Origin of the sequence: Pseudomonas sp. HN8-3 (assembly GCF_020790195.1) — a bacterium.
Lineage (GTDB): Bacteria > Pseudomonadota > Gammaproteobacteria > Pseudomonadales > Pseudomonadaceae > Aquipseudomonas > Aquipseudomonas synxantha_A.
In genome coordinates, this window is sequence record NZ_CP086206.1 from 657,962 (window position 1) to 676,930 (window position 18,969).

General features: G+C 62.5%; 17 protein-coding genes. All 17 read right to left on the reverse strand.

Features of this window, described 5'->3' with window-relative positions; all coding sequences use genetic code 11:
• Positions 1-56: 56 nt before the first annotated feature.
• The gene (locus tag LJX92_RS02850) at positions 57-896 is read right to left on the reverse strand and encodes an urease accessory protein UreD (protein ID WP_228309286.1); all 840 of its coding nucleotides are present in this window, start codon (positions 894-896) and stop codon (positions 57-59) included.
• A gap of 31 nt (positions 897-927) precedes the next feature.
• Positions 928-1,626 (reverse strand): urea ABC transporter ATP-binding subunit UrtE, encoded by a 699-nt coding sequence (gene urtE / locus LJX92_RS02855; RefSeq protein WP_078820165.1) that lies wholly within the window; start codon positions 1,624-1,626, stop codon positions 928-930.
• A 148-nt stretch (positions 1,627-1,774) separates the two neighbouring features.
• Positions 1,775-2,608: an urea ABC transporter ATP-binding protein UrtD gene (gene urtD / locus LJX92_RS02860; RefSeq protein ID WP_228309287.1), complete on the reverse strand. Its 834-nt coding sequence runs from the start codon at positions 2,606-2,608 to the stop codon at positions 1,775-1,777.
• Positions 2,605-3,672, reverse strand: a complete 1,068-nt coding sequence (gene urtC, locus LJX92_RS02865) for an urea ABC transporter permease subunit UrtC (protein WP_032878142.1) — start codon at positions 3,670-3,672, stop codon at positions 2,605-2,607. The genes urtD and urtC overlap by 4 nt, the downstream gene beginning before the upstream one ends.
• Positions 3,672-5,174, reverse strand: a complete 1,503-nt coding sequence (gene urtB, locus LJX92_RS02870) for an urea ABC transporter permease subunit UrtB (RefSeq protein ID WP_148852887.1) — start codon at positions 5,172-5,174, stop codon at positions 3,672-3,674. Before urtB ends, urtC begins: the two co-directional genes overlap by 1 nt.
• A 165-nt stretch (positions 5,175-5,339) precedes the next feature.
• The gene (urtA, locus tag LJX92_RS02875) at positions 5,340-6,605 is read right to left on the reverse strand and encodes an urea ABC transporter substrate-binding protein (RefSeq protein WP_032878139.1); all 1,266 of its coding nucleotides are present in this window, start codon (positions 6,603-6,605) and stop codon (positions 5,340-5,342) included.
• A gap of 184 nt (positions 6,606-6,789) precedes the next feature.
• Positions 6,790-7,800, reverse strand: coding sequence for a FecCD family ABC transporter permease (locus tag LJX92_RS02880; RefSeq protein WP_032878137.1), 1,011 nt, complete (start codon positions 7,798-7,800; stop codon positions 6,790-6,792).
• Entirely contained in the window at positions 7,797-8,744 is a 948-nt protein-coding gene (locus LJX92_RS02885; RefSeq protein WP_228309288.1) for an ABC transporter substrate-binding protein, read from the reverse strand. The genes LJX92_RS02880 and LJX92_RS02885 overlap by 4 nt, the downstream gene beginning before the upstream one ends.
• On the reverse strand, positions 8,741-9,529 hold the full coding sequence (locus tag LJX92_RS02890; RefSeq protein WP_228309289.1) for an ABC transporter ATP-binding protein: 789 nt from the start codon (positions 9,527-9,529) through the stop codon (positions 8,741-8,743). Before LJX92_RS02890 ends, LJX92_RS02885 begins: the two co-directional genes overlap by 4 nt.
• Positions 9,529-11,637: a TonB-dependent receptor gene (locus LJX92_RS02895; protein WP_216090673.1), complete on the reverse strand. Its 2,109-nt coding sequence runs from the start codon at positions 11,635-11,637 to the stop codon at positions 9,529-9,531. The genes LJX92_RS02890 and LJX92_RS02895 overlap by 1 nt, the downstream gene beginning before the upstream one ends.
• 151 nt (positions 11,638-11,788) lie before the next feature.
• Positions 11,789-13,171: a PepSY-associated TM helix domain-containing protein gene (locus LJX92_RS02900; RefSeq protein ID WP_148852880.1), complete on the reverse strand. Its 1,383-nt coding sequence runs from the start codon at positions 13,169-13,171 to the stop codon at positions 11,789-11,791.
• 117 nt (positions 13,172-13,288) lie between these two features.
• The gene (locus tag LJX92_RS02905; protein WP_228309290.1) at positions 13,289-15,349 is read right to left on the reverse strand and encodes a TonB-dependent copper receptor; all 2,061 of its coding nucleotides are present in this window, start codon (positions 15,347-15,349) and stop codon (positions 13,289-13,291) included.
• 93 nt (positions 15,350-15,442) lie between these two features.
• A complete protein-coding gene (locus LJX92_RS02910; RefSeq protein WP_228309291.1) occupies positions 15,443-15,832 on the reverse strand; it encodes a DUF2946 domain-containing protein in 390 nt (129 codons plus the stop codon).
• 9 nt (positions 15,833-15,841) lie between these two features.
• Positions 15,842-16,324 (reverse strand): copper chaperone PCu(A)C, encoded by a 483-nt coding sequence (locus tag LJX92_RS02915; RefSeq protein ID WP_032878127.1) that lies wholly within the window; start codon positions 16,322-16,324, stop codon positions 15,842-15,844.
• 47 nt (positions 16,325-16,371) lie between these two features.
• Positions 16,372-16,764: a DUF2946 domain-containing protein gene (locus LJX92_RS02920; protein ID WP_005784364.1), complete on the reverse strand. Its 393-nt coding sequence runs from the start codon at positions 16,762-16,764 to the stop codon at positions 16,372-16,374.
• A 257-nt stretch (positions 16,765-17,021) separates the two neighbouring features.
• A complete protein-coding gene (locus LJX92_RS02925) occupies positions 17,022-17,741 on the reverse strand; it encodes a cobalt-precorrin-6A reductase (protein WP_228309292.1) in 720 nt (239 codons plus the stop codon).
• Positions 17,738-18,943: a precorrin-6y C5,15-methyltransferase (decarboxylating) subunit CbiE gene (gene cbiE, locus LJX92_RS02930; protein ID WP_228309293.1), complete on the reverse strand. Its 1,206-nt coding sequence runs from the start codon at positions 18,941-18,943 to the stop codon at positions 17,738-17,740. The genes LJX92_RS02925 and cbiE overlap by 4 nt, the downstream gene beginning before the upstream one ends.
• Positions 18,944-18,969: the final 26 nt, after the last annotated feature.

Here is an 18,969-nt window from a genome sequence, read left to right on the forward strand (position 1 = left end):
CACCGCCATCGCAGGCAAGCCAGCTCCCACATAAACTCAGTTTCACTTGTTGATCTTCATGTGCTCCAGATTCGTGGTGCGACGGCTTCTCGCCCCAGCACTGCCGGGCGCAACAGCCGCCATAAATCAATCAACCACCCCCGCGCCAACAGCGCTTCCTCGGCCAGACAACGCGCCACCAGCAACCCAGGCAGTTGGGTCAAATCTCCGCGCACCGCGTGGGGCAGCGAGCGGCAACGCTCAAGCAATTCAGGATCGACCTCACCCGTCACCAGCAACGTGGCAAACACCGGCTGCCCATCCAGCCCGATGGGCGAATCCAGCAACCCATCGGCGCCCACAATGCGCTGGCGCTCATGCCAGAGCAACTGGCCGTCGCGGCGAATATCCAGGTGTGATTGAAAGTGGCCGAGGTCGAACCGCTCGCCGCTGGCCGGGCGCCCCAGGGCGACCACGTCCCAGTAGAACAACCGCGCATCGCCCGAGAGCTCGATGCGCGTAGTGAGTTCGGCCTGGGCGGCGCTGAACACGATGGTTTCCTGGGGCAGCCATTCCAGCGTCGCGCCGGCCTCGACGGTCAACTCAAGTTGCTGAAATGCCGGGCCGCTGGCGCGGTACCACTTGGCGGCGCCGGGGCTGGTCAACTGCGCCCATGCACCGGCGCTGACGTGGGCGCTGATGTCCAGGCGATCGCCGCCGGCAATTCCGCCGGGCGGGTGCACGATGATGTGCTGGCACACCTGGGGGCCTTCGGCGTACAGGTGCTTTTGCACGCGCAGCGGGCCCAGGTGGCGGCGCAATACCGGGCGCGTGGTGTCGCCGAAACGCGCGTAGCCGAGTTCCAGCGCGGCGTGCCAGCTGGGGGTGAACAGGGCAGTGGAAACGGGCAGGTTCATGGTTTTTGGCTTAATGTCGTGACCCCACAGATTAGATGGTTACGAGGCCGCGTACACCTTCGCTCTCCATATTTTCACCGCGGCCCTGCTGCACGATTTCACCGCGTGACATCACCAGGTAGTGGTCGGCCAGTTCGGCAGCGAAGTCGTAGAACTGCTCCACCAGCAGGATCGCCATGTCGCCACGCTCGGCAAGCTTCTTGATCACCGCACCGATCTCCTTGATCACCGACGGCTGGATACCTTCGGTGGGCTCATCGAGGATCAGCAGGCGCGGGCGGCTGGCCAGGGCGCGGCCAATCGCCAACTGTTGCTGCTGGCCCCCGGACAAATCGCCGCCGCGTCGATGCTTCATCTGCAGCAACACCGGAAACAGCTCGTAGATGAACGCGGGCACTTCCCTGGCTTCGGAACCGGGGAAGCGCGACAGCCCCATCAGCAGATTTTCTTCCACCGTCAGCCGGCCAAAAATCTCCCGGCCCTGAGGCACATAAGCGATCCCGGCATGGACACGCTGGTGCGGCTTGAAGCCGGTGATGGCCTTGCCTTCCCAATTTACCGCGCCCTCCTTGGCCGGCAGCAAGCCCATCAGGCACTTGAGCAGGGTGGTCTTGCCCACGCCGTTGCGGCCGAGCAGGCAGGTGACTTCGCCGATTTTCACGTCGAAGGACAGCCCGCGCAGGATGTGGCTACCGCCGTAGTACTGGTGCAGTTTGTCGACTTGCAGCATTCTCAATACCTCTTCAATCCCCCTGCGGGAACCGGATCAAATGTGGGAGCTGGCTTGCCTGCGATGCAGGCGACTCGGTGTTTGTGTGACACTGAGGTGACGCCATCGCAGGCAAGCCAGCTCCCACATAAAGCAGTTCGTGTCAGCGTTAGCGACCGAGGTAAACCTCGATCACCCGCTCATTTTCCTGCACCTGTTCCAGCGACCCTTCGGCCAATACGCTGCCCTGGTGCAACACGGTGACGTGATCAGCGATGGAGCCGACAAAGCCCATGTCGTGCTCCACCACCATCAACGAATGCTTGCCGGCCAGGCGCTTGAACAGTTCGGCGGTGAATTCGGTTTCGGCGTCGGTCATGCCGGCCACCGGTTCGTCGAGCAGCAACAGTTGCGGGTCTTGCATCAGCAACATGCCGATTTCCAGGAACTGCTTCTGACCGTGGGACAGCAAGCCGGCGGGCCGATGCACCGAGGCGGTCAGGCGGATGGTGTCGAGTACTTCATCGATGCGGTCTTTTTGCTCGCCACTCAGGCGCGCCCGCATGCTGGCCCACACCGACTTGTCGGTCTTCTGCGCCAGCTCAAGGTTTTCGAACACGCTGAGGGCTTCGAACACCGTAGGCTTCTGGAACTTGCGGCCGATACCGGCCTGGGCGATTTGCACTTCGCTCATGCTGGTCAGATCCAGGGTTTCGCCGAACCAGGCCCTGCCGTGGCTGGGCCGGGTCTTGCCGGTGATCACGTCCATCAACGTGGTCTTGCCTGCGCCGTTGGGGCCGATGATGCAGCGTAATTCGCCGACGCCGATATACAGGTTCAGGTCATTCAGCGCTTTGAAGCCGTCGAAGCTGACGCTGATATCTTCCAGGGTCAGGATGGTGCCGTGGCGGGTGTTGAGCCCTTTGCCTGCGGCCTGGCCGATACCGATCGCATCGCGGCCGCTGCCCGCATCGAAAATAGGTTCAAGCATGACGTTCCTCATTTCTTCAGCAGGCCGATAACGCCCTTGGGCAGGTACAGGGTGACGATGATGAACAGCGCCCCCAGGAAGAACAGCCAGTACTCGGGAAACGCCACCGTGAACCAGCTCTTCATGCCGTTGACCACCCCAGCGCCGAGCAATGGCCCGATCAGTGTGCCCCGCCCGCCGAGGGCGACCCATACGGCGGCCTCGATGGAGTTGGTCGGCGACATTTCGCTGGGGTTGATAATGCCCACCTGCGGCACATACAGCGCCCCCGCCAACCCGCACAACACTGCGCTCAACACCCACACGAACAACTTGAAGCCACGCGGGTCGTAACCACAGAACATCAGGCGGTTCTCGGCATCGCGCAAGGCGGTCAGCACGCGGCCGAACTTGCTCTGCGCCAGGCGCCAGCCGATGTACAGGCTGGCTACCAGCAACAGCACCGTGGCCACAAATAACACCGCCCGTGTGCCAGGTTCTGTAATGCCAAAGCCTAAGATGCTGCGAAAATTGGTAAAGCCGTTATTGCCGCCAAAGCCGGTCTCGTTGCGAAAGAACAGCAGCATTCCGGCAAAGGTCAGGGCCTGGGTCATGATCGAGAAATACACGCCTTTGATCCGTGAGCGGAAGGCGAAGAAGCCGAACACCAGCGCGAGCACTCCCGGGGCCAGCACCACCAGGCACAGCGCCCAGAGAAAGTTGTCGGTGCCCGCCCAGTACCAGGGCAATTCGGTCCAGGACAAAAAGGTCATGAACGCCGGCAACCCGTCGCCCGACGCCTGGCGCATCAGGTACATGCCCATGGCATAACCGCCCAGGGCGAAGAACAGACCGTGGCCCAGGGACAACATCCCGGCATAGCCCCACACCAGGTCCAGCGCGAGCGCGACGATGGCGTAGCAGAGGATCTTGCCCACCAGCGTCAGGGTGTAGGCCGATACATGCAGTGGATTGTCCGGCGCCAGCAGCGAACACAGTGGCAGCGCCAGCAGCAGGAACAGGATCACCACGCCGACGGCGATCGTCACCTTGGGGCCGGCCTTTTGCGTGGCCGTAAGCATCAATGGCTGGTTCATCAGTCGATCACCCGTCCTTTCAGTGCGAAGAGTCCTTGCGGGCGTTTCTGGATAAACAGAATAATCAGCGCGAGGATCAGGATCTTGCCGAGCACGGCACCGATTTGCGGTTCAAGAATCTTGTTGGCGATACCCAGGCCGAAGGCTGCCATTACGCTACCGGCCAACTGGCCGACGCCACCGAGTACCACCACCAGGAACGAGTCGATGATGTAGCTCTGGCCCAGGTCCGGGCCGACGTTGCCGATCTGGCTCAGGGCCACGCCACCAAGGCCTGCGATGCCGGAGCCCAGACCAAAGGCGAGCATGTCCACGCGCCCGGTGGGCACGCCGCAGCAGGCGGCCATGTTGCGGTTCTGGGTGACGGCGCGCACGTTAAGACCCAGGCGTGTCTTGTTCAGCAACAACCAGGTGAGCACCACCACGAACAGCGCGAAGGCAATGATGACGATGCGGTTGTACGGCAGCACCAGGTTGGGCAGTACTTGAATACCGCCGGACAGCCAGGCGGGGTTGGACACTTCGACGTTCTGCGCGCCGAACACCAGGCGTACCAGTTGGATCAGCATCAGGCTGATGCCCCAGGTGGCGAGCAGGGTTTCCAGTGGTCGGCCATAGAGGTGACGAATCACCGTGCGTTCCAGGGCCATGCCGATGGCGGCGGTGACGAAGAACGCCACCGGTAGCGCGATCAGCGGGTAGAACTCGATGGCCTGGGGCACATAGCGCTGCATCATCAGCTGCACCACATAGGTGGAGTAGGCGCCGAGCATCAGCATCTCGCCATGGGCCATGTTGATCACGCCGAGCAGGCCGAAGGTGATCGCCAGACCCAGTGCCGCCAGCAATAGAATCGAGCCCAGCGACATGCCGCTGAACGCCTGCCCGAGGATCTCGCCGACCATCAGTTTGCGTTTGACCTGGGCCAGGCTGGTTTCGGCGGCGGTGTGCACGGCGGCATCGGTTTCCACGCCCGGCGCGAGCAGCGCTTCGAGGCGCGTGCGTGCCAGCGGGTCGCCGGTGCTGCCGAGCAGACGCACGGCGGCCAGTCGCACCGCAGGGTCGGTGTCCACCAGTTGCAGGTTGGCCAGGGCCAGGCTGAGGGCGCTGTGCACATCCTCGTCGGTTTCGGCGGCGACCTGCTGGTCGAGGAATTTCAACTGCGCAGGCACAGCGCTTTTTTGCAGGGTTCGAGCTGCCGCCAGGCGAACCTTGGGATCGGCGGCGAGCAGTTGCTGGCTGGCTTGGACGTTGTCGATCAGGCCGCGCAGACGGTTGTTCAGGCGTACGGTCTTGGTTTCGCCGTTGACGTTAAGTTGGCCTTGTTGCAGGGCATCCACCAGCTCGATGCGCGCCGGGTCAGGCTGGGCGGCCCAGTCCTGGAGCAGCTTGGCTTGTTGCATCGGGTTGGCGTTGATGAAGTCTTCGGCGTCGCTGGCGTGTGCGGCCAAAGGCAGCAACAACAGCACGGCGAGGATGAAGCGGTGGAGGGCAGTGGGCATACAAAAATGTCCTGATCATGCGGGGACAGTGTGGGCGCTGGTTGTCTGTGGGAGCTGGCTTGCCTGCGATGGCATCGCTGCGGTGTGTCAGGCACACCGAGTTGTTTGCATCGCAGGCAAGCCAGCTCCCACATTGACCATGCCCTACATTAGAGTCGTGGGGCTTTAGTTGCTCTTCACCGCGTAATCCGGCTTCTTGTCATTGCCCGGGATGTAAGGGCTCCATGGCTGTGCCCGAATCGGTGCTTCGGTCTGCCACACCACCGAGAACTGCCCATCAGCCTGGATCTCGCCGATCATCACCGGCTTGTGCAGGTGGTGGTTGGTCTTGTCCATGGTCAGGGTAAAGCCCGACGGTGCGGCGAAGGTCTGGCCGCCCAGGGCTTCGCGCACTTTGTCGACGTCGGTGGACTTGGCTTTCTCTGCCGCCTGGGCCCACATATGGATGCCCACATAGGTGGCTTCCATCGGGTCGTTGGTCACCGCTTTGTCTGCGCCCGGCAGGTTGTGCTTCTTGGCGTAGGCTTTCCAGTCGGCGACGAATTTCTGGTTGACCGGGTTCTCCACCGACTGGAAGTAATTCCACGCCGCCAGGTTGCCCACCAGTGGTTTGGTGTCGATGCCGCGCAGTTCTTCTTCGCCCACCGAGAACGCCACCACCGGTACTTCGGTGGCTTTCAAGCCCTGGTTGGCCAGCTCTTTGTAGAACGGCACGTTGGAGTCGCCATTGACGGTGGAGACCACCGCGGTCTTGCCGCCGGCGGAGAATTTCTTGATGTTGGCGACGATGGTCTGGTAATCGGCATGGCCGAACGGGGTGTAGACCTCTTCGATATCCTTATCCGCCACGCCTTTGGAATGCAGGAACGAGCGCAGGATCTTGTTGGTGGTGCGCGGGTACACGTAGTCGGTGCCCAGCAGGAAGAAGCGCTTGGCACTGCCGCCTTCTTCGCTCATCAGGTATTCCACTGCCGGAATCGCCTGCTGGTTCGGCGCCGCACCGGTGTAGAACACGTTCGGTGACATCTCTTCGCCTTCGTACTGCACCGGGTAGAACAGCAAACCGTTGAGTTCTTCGAACACCGGCAATACGGATTTGCGCGACACCGAGGTCCAGCAGCCAAACACCACGGCAACCTTGTCCTGGGTCAACAGTTGCCGGCCTTTTTCTGCGAACAGCGGCCAGTTGGACGCCGGGTCCACCACCACTGGTTCGAGCATCTTGCCGTTCACGCCGCCCTTGGCGTTGATCTCGTCGATGGTCATCAGCGCCATGTCTTTAAGCGAGGTTTCGGAGATCGCCATGGTCCCGGACAACGAGTGCAGGATGCCGACCTTGATGGTCTCGGCGGCCTGGACGGTCCAGGTCAAACCCATGGCGACAATGGATGCCGACAAAGTGAAAGCCTTGATCAAGCTGCGACGCTGCATGGTGCGATCTCCGTGGACTCAACACTGTTATGAGGGGAAAGTTGAGCAGGTGATTGCAAGCGCTGTGCCGAGTCGGAAAAAGGCATGAAATGGTCGCTTCGCCCAGGTCAGCGCATGGGAAATGCACCATGAAATGGCGGGACGGTCTGCCAGGTGCGTGGCTGTGCGCTACAACGGGGCGCGCTCAACGCTTGCGCATCAAACCGATAAAAAACAGCCCGCCAATCGCCGCCGTCGCCACGCCAATCGGCAAGTCTTCGGGCGCTATCAGTGTGCGTGCGGCGACATCGACCCACACCAGGAACACACTGCCCAGCAGCACGCACACTGGCAGTAAACGCCGGTGTTCGGCACCTATCAGGCGCCGGGCGATGTGCGGCACCATCAGCCCGACAAAGCCGATAGAGCCGCTGATGGACACCAGCACGCCGGTCATCAGCGAGGCGACCAGGAAGACTTTCAAGCGTACATTGCGTGCGTTCAAACCGAGGGTCACGGCGGTCTGCTCACCGGCCATCAATGCGTTGAGCGGGCGGGCCATGCCGAGCAGCAACAGCAACCCCAGCAGCACCGTGGTGGCGGGAATTGCCAGCAGTTCCCAGCGGGCCAGTCCCAGGCCGCCGAGCATCCAGAACATCACCGCCGAGGCGGCGCGGTGGTCACCCATGAACAGCAACAGGTTGGCCACCGCCATCATCACGAACGACACCGCTACACCGCACAGCAGCAGGCGATCACTTTCCAGGCGACCGTTGCGACTGGCTACGGCCAGCACCACCAACATACTCAGCAGCGCACCGATAAAGGCGGCGAGGGGCAAGGTCAGCAGGCCGATGATTTCACCCACATGCAGCACCACGATCACCGCGCCGAGGGTGGCGCCGGAGGTCACACCGAGCAGGTGCGGGTCGGCCAGCGAGTTACGCGTGACCGCCTGCAGCACTGCGCCAATCAGTGCCAGCCCGGCGCCTACCAGCGCCCCCAGTAGCATACGCGGCACACGGATCAGCCAGACGATATGTTCCTGGCCCACACTCCAGTCCACCACACCCAAGCCGAACACCTTGTTCAGCAAAATTCGCCACACCACGTCCACTGGCACCTGCGCCGAACCGAACCCCAGGGAGATCACGCAGGAGACCAGCAACAAGGCACCCAGGGCGCTTAATAACAGGACGTAGTGACGGGTGATCATTCGCCGTGAAACCCCTTGGCCAGGGTTTCAACCGCCAGCACGTTGTCGATGCTTGGTGTGGCTTGCATATAGGGGATCACGATGAAGTGCTGGTGCTTGATGGCCTCCACCGATTGCAGTGCAGGGTGGTCAAGCAGGAACTGTTTCTTCTGTTCGGCGGTGACCTCGCTGTAGTCAACGATCACGATGACTTGTGGGTTGCGCTCAACGACGGTTTCCCAGTTGACCCGGGTCCAGCTGGCGTCGATGTCATTGAGGATGTTGCGCCCGCCGGCGGCGTCGATCAGCGCCTGGGGCATGCCCAGGCGGCCCGAGGTCATGGCGCGGTCTTCGCCGCTGTCGTAAAGGAACACCCGTGGCTTGTCGGCGGGCAGGTCTTTTTGCACCTCGGCCACTTGCGCCTGCATCTGGGCGATAAGGGTATTGGCGCGATCCTGCACGTCGAAGATCCTGCCCAGGTTGCGCAGGTCGTTATAGGTATCGTCGAGGCTTGCGGCTGGGCGCTTCATCACGAACGCACATGACTCGGTCAACTCATACACATTGATGCCCAAGGGTTGCAGGGTGTACGGCGTGAGGTCGCCGCCCACGCGCATACCGTAATCCCAGCCGGCGAAGAAGAAATCCACGTTGGCGTTGAGCAGGGTTTCCACCGACGGGTACTTGCTCGCCAGTTCCGGCAGGCCGTCGAGGAGCGTGGCCATTTGCGGCGGTACTGACTTCCAGCCGGTCACGCCGCTGTAGCCGGCCATGCGTGGCTTGAGGCCCAGGGCGAGCATCATCTGGGTCATGTTGATGTCGTGGCTGACCGCGTGTTGTGGGGCTTGCTGGAAGGTTACGTCGCGGTTGCAACTTTTGATGGTCAGCGGGTATCGGGTGCTTTCGGCGAGTGCTTGAGCCGCGCCGAGCAACAGAGGCAGAGACAGCAGGATGCGCAGGATCATGGCTGGGTTATCCAAGTGATTCGTGGGTAGCCGTCCAAGGGGTGAGTGTCGATCAAGGCCTCGACGCCAAACACGTCGCGCAGCAACGCGGCGGTCAGCACTTCGTGGGGCGTGCCGCTGGCGACGATGCGCCCGTGGTGGATCACGTACAGGCGATCACAGAAGGCGGCGGCCAGGTTGAGGTCATGGATACTCGCCAGGGTGCCGATGTTCAAACGCCTGACCAGCCTGAGCAACTCAAGTTGATAACGCGGGTCGAGGTGGTTGGTCGGCTCGTCAAGGATCAACAGTTGCGGTTGCTGGGCCAGGGCGCGGGCAAGGATGACGCGCTGTTTTTCACCGCCGGACAGGGTCGCGAAGGCATGGTCCTCGAAGCCTTGCATGCCCACCGATTCCAGCGCGTGAAGGATCAGTTGCTGGTCGTGCAGTGTGTCGCTGTCGAACAAACCCTTGTGGGGTGTGCGCCCCATGGCGACCACCTCATCCACGCGTAAGCCGAAGGTATCGGGAAACTCCTGCAGCACCACGGCGATGCGTTGCGCGCACCACTTTGCGCTTTGCTTCCAGACATTCTGGTGCGCAAGCGATACATCACCCTGTTCTGGCCGGGTGAACCGATAGGCGCAGCGCAACAGGCTGGTCTTGCCACTGCCGTTAGGTCCGATCAGCCCGACAAACTCCCCGGCACCGACGCGCAGGCTGGCGTCACGCAGTTGGAACTGGTGATGGCAGTGGTTGTGGCCGGGTGGAGTCCAAGCCAGGTCGGTGAGGGTGAGTGAGGTCATTAGAAGGTGTAGTCCGCGGTAATGAACATGGAGCGAGGTACACCTAGAATCCACTGCTGCCCATCGTTGTATTGGCTGACCGCATAAGTGCGATCGAACAGGTTATTGAGTTGCAGGCCCAGCGTGGTGTCGCGCATGGCTTTCCACGACAACGTGGCATCGACCACGGTATAGCTCGGCAGCTCGCTCTGGTTGGCCATATCGGCATAGCGTGCGTCGACGTAACGCACACCGGCAGCGGCACGCACGTTGTCGGTCACGGCCTTGCTCAGCCACAGGTTGGCGGTGCGGCGCGGAACGTCCACCGGGCGGTTGCCGTCGCGGGAGACCTGTACGCCGTTGACGTCTTGTTTGAAATCGTCGTACTGCGCCCGCACGACGGCGGCGTTGGCTTGCAACTGCCAGGCGTGGGGCAGTTGCAAGTCGAGGCTGGCTTCCAGGCCGTTGGAGGATTGTTGGCCGACTTGCTGTTTGAAGTCCGGCTCACCCGGCACATCCGTCAGCAGTTTCTTTTTGACGATGTGGTAGGCGGCGAGGGTCCATTCTCCGCGGGCACCCCAGAACGCTTGTTTGATGCCGACCTCGGTCTGCTTGGCGGTAGACAGGTCGAACTGTTGCTGGCTCGGGCTCAGGGAGATCAGCCCGCCGACGCCGTCGGTGCTGGTGGCGTACTGGCCGTAGACCGAGGTGTCCGGGGTGATCGCGTAGACCAGACCGGCTTTCCAGTTATTGCCGGTGAGGGTTTTGTCGGATTGGCCGCCAGTGCGCAGGTCGTCGCGGTCGATGTGCGCGTAGTCGCGGCGGATACCGGTGATCAGCGTGAGTTGGTCGGTCAACTGCAAGCGGTTTTCAGCAAAACCTGCGAAGGTTTTGGTCGTAGTGGAAAACACCGGTTTGAACGGGTCTTTACTGGCAAACGGCGCGGGCGCCGGGTGATACAGGTCGATGGGTTGGCCGGTTCCCGACACATCATTAAATGGAGTGTTGCTCGCCAGGCGGAAACGGATGCGGTTGTATTCCACGCCCGCTACGGTCTGGCTATCGAGGCCGAACAGGGTGTGCTTGAAGGTGAAGGTCTGGCGGTCGCCCACCTGTTCCTGATCGTGCTTGATACCGAAGTTGCCGCTGCGGGTCAGTTGGCCGTTGGTGAAATTGTAGTTCTCGGCGTTTTGCCAGCGGCGTTGGTTTTTCAGGTAATACAACTCGTTGGTGGCGCTGACGTTGTCGTTGAGTTGCCACTCGCTGGTCAGGCGCGTCCACTGGTCGTTGTAGTGCTGGGTGTCGTTGCTGACGTTGTAGTTCTTGTCGCGCAGGCCCTTGTGCAACTGGCCGTTGACCAGGGGCGTGCCGAAGTAGTTTTGTGGGCGCTGATCACCGTAGTCGCTGGCCAGGGTGAAACTCAGGTTGTCGGCTGGTTGCCAGCGCAGGGCGCCGCTGACGAAATCGCTGCTGGAATCGCCACGGTCGATGAAGCCGTTGCTGCGCAGGCGGTTGAGGTTCAAGCGGTAGCTCAAGGTGTCGGTCAGCGAGCCGCCGCTGTCGAGGGCTTGCTGCTGGCGGTCGTAGGAGCCGTAGCCAAGGCGGATATGGTTTTCGATCTCGCCCGCAAAGGGTTTTTTCGAGATCGTGTTGATCACCGCGCCGGTGGCGCCTTCGCCGTACAGCACCGAGGCCGGGCCGCGCAGCACGTCCACCCGCTCCACTGCCCAGCTGTCCACCGGGAAGGTCGAGGTGCCCATGCCGGTGTACATGCGGTTGCCGTCGTACAGCTGCATAACCGAGCTTTGGCCGGTAAAACCACGGGCCTGCAACGAGGTGCCGCCGTCGCCCGGCGTGCCGGTGCGGCTGATGCCGGTGGCGCGGGAGATGGCGTCCTGCACGCTGGCGTCGCCACGTTCGCGGATCTGGGCGCCGGTCTGGCTTTCAACGCTGCCGGGGGTTTGCAGCGCTGTGAGATTCAGGCGCGAACCGGCGGTGGTCGGGGTGTTGAGGTCAACGCGCTCACTATCCACTGCCGGTGCGGTAATGGGGCTGGCGGGCAGGGTCAGGGCCTGGGCGTTGGTATGCAGGGCGAGCAGGCACAGGCCGCTCGCAAGGTAGTTGTTCATCGGTCGATCAGTCGCTTCTTGAGAGGTACTCGCCGCAGGGCGCGGCGAGCAACGATAGCGCAGAAAGTGTTATAAGTTAACACTTATCGGCTGCGGGGCAAAAGTCTGCGCAAGGCTACACAAGCCCCCTGGATTGGGCATCTCGCCTGTTTCATGCGGAACCTGAAGCGGATTCACCTTGGCCAAAAAAGCGCGACAGCACCAGACGATCCAGTACCCACACCACGATCAGCGACGCCCCCACCAGCGGGAAAACAAGTGCCAGGCCCAGCATGATCACCATCGCGGTTTTCCACTTTGGCAGGTCATGACGCAACGGCGGAACACCCACGCCACCGGCAGGGCGACGCTTCCACCAGATCACCACGCCGCTGACCGCACTGAGCAGGATCATCAGGCAGATCACCAGCACGATCAGTTGGTTGACCCAGCCGAACATCTTGCCTTCATGCAGCATCACGCCGGTCTCGGTGGCGCGGGCGACCAGGTTGTAATGTTCCCAACGCACATCGGCCAGGACCTTGCCGGTGTACTGGTCCACATGCAGGGTGGCGTCATTGCGCGGGTCGTTGGCGAACACCGCGACGGTGAATACCCCCGTGGCGGTGGGGGGGAAGGCGATGCTGTAGCCGGGCTCCACGCCGCGCGCATTGGCCAGGTCGACCACTTGTTGCAGGCGCACGCTTGGCGCGGCAGGGCCTGAGTGCATGGCGCCATGCTTCATGTGTTCGGCGTGGTCGCCGGACATCGGCATCGGCGTGTTTTCCATGGCCCAGGGCACGGTCTGTTGGGTGGCCGTGTTGAGCACGCGTGCCTGCTGGTCGGACTGCGGCACGTTGTTCCACATCGCCGCCGGAAAGGTGTTCCACAGGTCGGCGTATTGCTTGCCCCAGAAACCGGTCCAGGTCATGCCGCTGAGCAGCATGACCAGCAGAAATGCCGCGCCCCAGAAGCCGGCGACAGCGTGCAGGTCACGCCAGAACAAGCGGCCACGGCTGTTGAGGCGCGGCCACAATACGCCAGCCGATGACTTGCCACGCGGCCACCACAGGTACAGGCCGGACACCACCAGCATGACGCCCCAGCCGGCGGCGAGTTCTATCAGGCGGTCGCCGGTGGTGCCGATCATCAGCTCGCCGTGCAGGGCGCGGGCAATGGCCTGCAGGTTGTTTTTGGCGTCCTGCTCACCCAGGACTGTGCCGCGATACGGGTCGACGAATACGCTGATCTCGCGGCCCTGGTTGTGCATCACGAACTGCGCGCTGTTGGTGGCGTCGGCAGGCGGCAGGTATTTGCTGATCGCGGCCTGGGGGTAGGCGTCTTTGGCGCGTTGCAGCAGTTCGTCCGCGCTCAGAGCGTGCTCGGCTGTGGGTACGGTGAGCAGGTGGCCGTACATCAGCGGGTCGAGCTGGGGTTTGAACAGGTAGATGATGCCGGTCAGGGCCAGCAGCACCATGAAAGGGGCGACAAAGAGACCGGCGTAGAAGTGCCAGCGCCAGGCCAGGTTGTAGAAGGAGATCTTCGGTGTGCTCATCAGGGGCTCCGCAAGGCTTTTGATTTTTTTGTGTCGGTTACACCGCCATCGGGGGCAAGCCCCCTCCCACATTTGAAATGCGTTTCAAGTGTGGGAGGGGGCTTGCTCCCGATGCTGTTAGAAGCTCATGTCCACCTTGGTCCAGAGCGTACGCCCCGGCTCCTTGATGGCTTGCGGGTCATTCGCCGGGTAACCGAAGCCTGCGTTACCCGCCAGGTTCAAATGCTCGGCATAAGCCTTGCCGAACAGGTTGTCGACTCCGGTACTGACCTTGAAGTTCTTATTGATGCGGTACGCAGCGTTGAGCGAGAACACGCCGAAACCGCCGCTCTTGTCGTAGTCCTTGCCGACCACGTTGCCCTTGTTCTGGTCGATGCGGTTTTGCGCCGCGACCACGCGCCACAAGGCGCCGGCACTCCAGTCGTCTTCGCTGTAGGTCAGGCCCAGGCGTGCATCCAGCGGCGGCATCTGCGGCAGGGCTTTGCCATCGCTGCTGTTCTTGCCCCAGGCGTAGGCGAGGCTGGCGTCGGCTTTCCAGTTGCGGCTCAGCTTGTAGGCCGCACCCAACTCGCCACCCATGATGCGCGCGTCGACATTGCGCGCCTGGGAAGTGGTGCCCATCATGCCGGGCCGGTAGTCGAACAGGATGAAGTCGCGCACCTGGCCGACGTAACCCGAGGCCCAGGCTTCGAGGTCAGCGGTTTTGTATTGCGCGCCGAAATCCAGCTGCGTGGTCTTCTCGGGCTTCACGCCATCAAAGGCATTCACCGAGCCGACCGCGCCGGTGTTGGGGGAGAACAGTTCCCAGTAATCCGGAAAGCGTTCAGCGTGACCCAGGCCCGCATAGACGGTCGTGGGCGTGTCCGCCAGGTCGTGCTCGTAGCGCACAAAGCCCGATGGCAAGGTGTCTGCGCGGGTGTCGTCGGCGGTGGGGTTGGGGCGGCTCATCATTGCCGAGCCGGTGCGTTGCCGGAAATCCTTGGCTGAGGCACGGTCCAGGCGGGCGCCGGTGATCAGGCGGTCGTTGTCGGCGGCGTACCAGGTCAGCTCGCCGAATACCCCGTAGTTGTGGAAGTTGGCGTCCTTGTTGCGCGGCAGGTCCTTGTAGGTGTCGATGCCCATGCTGCTGCGCGCGCGGTGTTCGTTGGTCTGCGCGTCCAGACCGCCGATCAGTTGCACATCGGCCCAGCGCCAGGTTGCCTTGATGCGACCGCCCAGGGTGCGACGGTCGACGTTGGAGGCCATGGGCCCGGCCGTCATGCCGGTGCCCGAAGGGACGCGCAGGCTGTAGTTGTCCATGACGTGGTCGGCGTAGTTGTAGTAGACCTGGGCCTCGACCTTGTCCAGCACCTCGCCGAGGTTGGATTTTTCGAAGCGCAGCCCGAGGCTTTCGCGCAGGAATTGCGAGCCGTCCATACCGCGTCCGGCGTAGCGCGCTTCACCGTCGCCACGGCCGGCGGTGAGTTCCAGCAGCGTGTCGGCGTCGGGGGTGAAACCCACCGCCACATCGCCATTCCACTTGTCATAGCGCGAGGCGACAGTGTCGTTGTTGCCGTCCTTGTAATCGTCGGCATGGGCCTGGTTGCCGATCACCCGCACATAGCCCAACGGGCCTCCTGCAGCAGCATCGATAACCTTGTCGAAGCGCCCGTTGGAACCGGCCAGCACACTGGCATTGACCCGCGTGCCCAGCTCGCCGAACTGCTCGGGCTCACGCTCGAACAGGATCGTACCGGCCGACGCGCCCGGGCCCCAGAGTACGGTTTGCGGGCCTTTGATCACGGTGAGCTTGTCGTAGGTTTCCGGCGAAATATACGAAGTCGGCGCATCCATGCGGCCTGGGCAGGCGCCGAGCATCATGCCGCCGTTGGTAAGGATGTTCAGGCGCGAGCCGAACATGCCGCGCAGCACCGGGTCGCCGTTGGTGCCGCCGTTGCGCACCAGGGCGAAGCCGGGGATGGTCTTGAGGTAGTCGCCGCCATCGCTCGCGGGCACCGGCTGGCGTGGATCCTTGGGGTTGGTGACAACGGTGAGGGGCGAGCTGGGAGCGATCGCGGTGATCACCGTGGGGCTCAGCTCGTGTTCGTGCGCATGGGCGTAGGGGGCAAGCAGTGCGCCGCACAGAGCGGCGAAAACAGGGGCAGCGCCCAAACGGGTGTCAGCAGAAAACCTGGACATGACAAATTCCATCAATCAATCGTAAACAACACGGCCAGCAGCCTGCGGCTGTCTAATTGAAGTCGGCCGGGGTGAAGTAACGCGGTGAAGGGCTTACGACACGATGGGCGGCGCACGACTGCGGGCGCCAGGGAAGATGCTCTGCCGAGCATGGCCCAGGTGGGGGGCGGGGATGAGCGCGTTGGCTGGCGGCGGGGTGCCGAGCGTTACGTAAGAGACGCTGCCGGGCAGGGCAGGGCAACTGAACAGCAGGCTGCAATAGCCGCATTTCTCCCAGAGGACATGATGTTCGTCGGGGGTTTTGGTCGGCTTGGGCTCGCCGTGGCACGCGGGCATGTCCATGGACATACCAGCGTGATGATCCATCGGCATCGCTTGGGAAATCAGCGGACCGATAAAGATCATCAGCATGGCGAACAGGCTGATCCAACTGCCGCGCATCAGACGGCGGTGCGGAGACAACCTGGCGCGGGGGGCGCCCATCGGGTAGGTCTAGTGAGTGTGCTTATGCTCGTGCGTGGCCATCGGCGGGACCTTCTGCACCGACACTTGCACCTGAACCTTGCCTGCTTTCTCGAAGGTCAGGGTCAGTGGGAATTGCTTGCCATCGGCCAACAGGCTGCGGTCTTTGAGGCCCAGCAGCATCACGTGATAAGCCATCGGCGCGAAGGTCAGCTCACCCTTGGCCGGTACGGCAACGCTGGGCACTTGCTGCATCTTCATCAAGTCGCCTTGCATCACATGCTCGTGCAGCTCGGCTTTCTCCGCGACGCTGGTTTCAACGCTGAGCAGGCGATCCGGAGCAGCCCCGGTGTTATGAATCACAAAGTAGGCCGCCACGGTCGGCGCATTCGGTGGCAGCTCCTGGGACCAGGGATCGCTCACCAACAGGTCGCCGGCCTTGTAGTCATCGGCATTGGCAGCACTGAACACCGGCAACAGCAACGCAGCCAGAAGCAGGGAAGATTTAAGCATGGCAGTTCTCCAGAACGGTTCTAAACGCAGTTCACTTGCGAAGAAGATCAGACCGTTGGGGAGGCGCGAGGGTTAAGGCTTGGCCATTGCTGGCGCGGGGTGGGATTGCGCAATAAGCGTGGCGGCAGGCTCTGCACCGCCTCGAAGCGCGTCACATACAGCTGCGGCACATGCCCCGGCAACGCCACCAACGGCGCCGAGCCCGAGCAACACCAGCAATGCTGCATGGCAGAGTGATCGTCCGGCGCTGCCGGGATTTCCAGCTTGCCCAGGGCAATCGCCTTCAGGCTGGCACCATTGGACGAACAGAACCCACCCCACATCAGACGCTTGACCGGATCATCAGTCTGCTGCATCGCACTGGCCAACGGCATGGCAAACGCATTGAACAGCACTGCAAGGCAGGCGATCCAGGCAATTGCAAAGCGTTGACGGGCCATGGCGGATAATCCGTAGGGTTAAACGATCAGGGGGTATTTAGCCTGATCGGGGGGGATAAGTAAAAAGGGGCGGTGTGGTTTGGTGTCGCAGTGCTGGATTTGAGCGTAGACGGGAATTGAGTGGATGAGGATCTTCAGGGCTGCGCAGGTCAAATGTGGGAGGGGGCTTGCTCCCGATCGCGGTGTGTCAGTTACTGATTTGTGGCTGATCCGCCGCCATCGGGAGCAAGCCCCCTCCCACATTAGGTCGGTGTTGCTCAGAAGGGGTGTATTGCCTGTAGCACCGCAGCTACGGTGGTGAACTCTCGATCCACCGCCGCCAGCACCGGCCGCTTCAGCACCAATACCGGCACGCCACGCTCACGCGCCACTTCCAGCTTCGGTTCGGTGGCGGTGCTGCCGCTGTTCTTGCTGATCAGTACATCGATCCTGCGCCGTTCGAATAAAACCCGCTCATCCTCGATCAGAAACGGTCCGCGCGCGCCGATCACTTCACACCGCGCATTCCCCGGATAAACGTCCAGTGCGCGCAGCGTCCAGAACTGGTCGGCGGGGATTTCCTCCAGATGCTGCAAGGGTTCGCGACCCAAGGTGAACAATGGACGCTTGAAGGGCTTCAACGCGGCTATCAGTGCGGCCCAGTCAGGCACTTCCCGCCAGTCATCCCCCACCTGCGGCTGCCACGCTGGACGTCGCAACGCCCAGCAAGGCACATCGCTCAATCGCGCCGCCTGGGCCGCGTTGTGGCTGATCTGCGCCGCATACGGATGCGTGGCATCGAGAATCAGGCTGATACGCTCGTCACGAACAAACTGCGCGAGCCCTTCAGCGCCTCCATAACCCCCGACTCGAACCTGGCAGCTCAGGTCGGTCGGCACACGGCCCACGCCCGCCAGGCTGTAGATATGCTCAGGCCCCAGGGTGCGGGCAATGGCCAGCGCCTCCGTAACGCCGCCCAGCAACAGAATTCTTTTCATAGGGGCTTGATCACTTCCAATAGCGTGATCGGCAATGCCTGGCGCCAGGTATCGAACTCGCCCAATGGCTGCGCCTGGGCCACGTGGATGCGGGTCAGTTCGCCGCCGTGCTCGGCGCGCCAGTTCATCAAGGTCATTTCACTTTGCAGGGTCACGGCATTGGCCACCAACCGCCCGCCGGGGCGCAGGTGTTGCCAGCAGGTGTCGAGCACGCCTTCGCGGGTGACGCCGCCGCCGATGAAGATGGCGTTCGGTGCTTCCAGACCGCTTAACGCATCCGGCGCCTTGCCGCGAATCAGTTGCAGGCCGGGCACGCCGAGGGCGTCGCGGTTATGTTCGATCAGGCTTTGGCGGCCTGCGTCGGCCTCGATTGCCACGGCGCGGCAGCTTGGATGCGTGCGCATCCATTCAATGCCGATGGAGCCGCTGCCCGCGCCCACGTCCCACAGCAGTTCGCCGGGCATGGGGGCGAGGCGGGCGAGGGTCATGGCGCGCACGTCGCGTTTGGTCAGTTGGCCATCGTGCTTGAAGGCCGCGTCGGGCAAACCTGCAAGGCGTGACAGACGTGGTGCGTTCGCATCCGCCAGGCAGTCGATGGCGACCAGGTTCAAAGCGGCAACCTCGGCGTGTTCCCACGATTGCGCGTGCCCGTCGATGCGCCCCTCAGCCGGGCCGCCCAGGTGTTCAAACACAGTAATCCGGCTGGGGCCGAAACCGCGTTCGGCCAACAACGCAGCCATCAAAGCGGGGCTGCTGCCGTCATTGCTCAAGACCAACAAGCGCACGCCAGCGGTCAGATGCGCATTAAGTGCCGCCAACGGACGAGCGACCACCGATAGCGTCACCACCTCCTGCAACGGCCAGCCCAGGCGCGCTGCCGCCAGGGACACCGACGATGGTGCGGGCAAAATCAACAACTCTTCAGCTGCCACTTGCCGGGCCAGGCTGGCGCCGACGCCATAGAACATCGGGTCGCCACTGGCCAAGACGCACACAGGCTCCCCGCGCCGCGACAACACCGGCTCCAGGGAAAACGGGCTCGGCCACACCTGGCGTTCGCCACGAATACACACCGGCAAAAGGTCCAACTGGCGTTGGCCGCCTATAATCCGCGTGGCGCGCAACAGGGCGTGCCGGGCATTCTTGCCCAGGCCCTTGAAGCCGTCTTCACCGATGCCTACAACCGTCAGCCAGGGCGACATATCAATTCCTTGAACGACATCCGACG

Bases quoted from the DNA above. Each gene is read 5' to 3' on its own strand.
- LJX92_RS02850 (WP_228309286.1), bottom strand. From the start codon at position 896: ATGAACCTGCCCGTTTCCACTGCCCTGTTCACCCCCAGCTGGCACGCC.
- urtE (WP_078820165.1), bottom strand. From the start codon at position 1,626: ATGCTGCAAGTCGACAAACTGCACCAGTACTACGGCGGTAGCCACATC.
- urtD (WP_228309287.1), bottom strand. From the start codon at position 2,608: ATGAGGAACGTCATGCTTGAACCTATTTTCGATGCGGGCAGCGGCCGC.
- urtC (WP_032878142.1), bottom strand. From the start codon at position 3,672: ATGAACCAGCCATTGATGCTTACGGCCACGCAAAAGGCCGGCCCCAAG.
- urtB (WP_148852887.1), bottom strand. From the start codon at position 5,174: ATGCCCACTGCCCTCCACCGCTTCATCCTCGCCGTGCTGTTGTTGCTG.
- urtA (WP_032878139.1), bottom strand. From the start codon at position 6,605: ATGCAGCGTCGCAGCTTGATCAAGGCTTTCACTTTGTCGGCATCCATT.
- LJX92_RS02880 (WP_032878137.1), bottom strand. From the start codon at position 7,800: ATGATCACCCGTCACTACGTCCTGTTATTAAGCGCCCTGGGTGCCTTG.
- LJX92_RS02885 (WP_228309288.1), bottom strand. From the start codon at position 8,744: ATGATCCTGCGCATCCTGCTGTCTCTGCCTCTGTTGCTCGGCGCGGCT.
- LJX92_RS02890 (WP_228309289.1), bottom strand. From the start codon at position 9,529: ATGACCTCACTCACCCTCACCGACCTGGCTTGGACTCCACCCGGCCAC.
- LJX92_RS02895 (WP_216090673.1), bottom strand. From the start codon at position 11,637: ATGAACAACTACCTTGCGAGCGGCCTGTGCCTGCTCGCCCTGCATACC.
- LJX92_RS02900 (WP_148852880.1), bottom strand. From the start codon at position 13,171: ATGAGCACACCGAAGATCTCCTTCTACAACCTGGCCTGGCGCTGGCAC.
- LJX92_RS02905 (WP_228309290.1), bottom strand. From the start codon at position 15,349: ATGTCCAGGTTTTCTGCTGACACCCGTTTGGGCGCTGCCCCTGTTTTC.
- LJX92_RS02910 (WP_228309291.1), bottom strand. From the start codon at position 15,832: ATGGGCGCCCCCCGCGCCAGGTTGTCTCCGCACCGCCGTCTGATGCGC.
- LJX92_RS02915 (WP_032878127.1), bottom strand. From the start codon at position 16,324: ATGCTTAAATCTTCCCTGCTTCTGGCTGCGTTGCTGTTGCCGGTGTTC.
- LJX92_RS02920 (WP_005784364.1), bottom strand. From the start codon at position 16,764: ATGGCCCGTCAACGCTTTGCAATTGCCTGGATCGCCTGCCTTGCAGTG.
- LJX92_RS02925 (WP_228309292.1), bottom strand. From the start codon at position 17,741: ATGAAAAGAATTCTGTTGCTGGGCGGCGTTACGGAGGCGCTGGCCATT.
- cbiE (WP_228309293.1), bottom strand. From the start codon at position 18,943: ATGTCGCCCTGGCTGACGGTTGTAGGCATCGGTGAAGACGGCTTCAAG.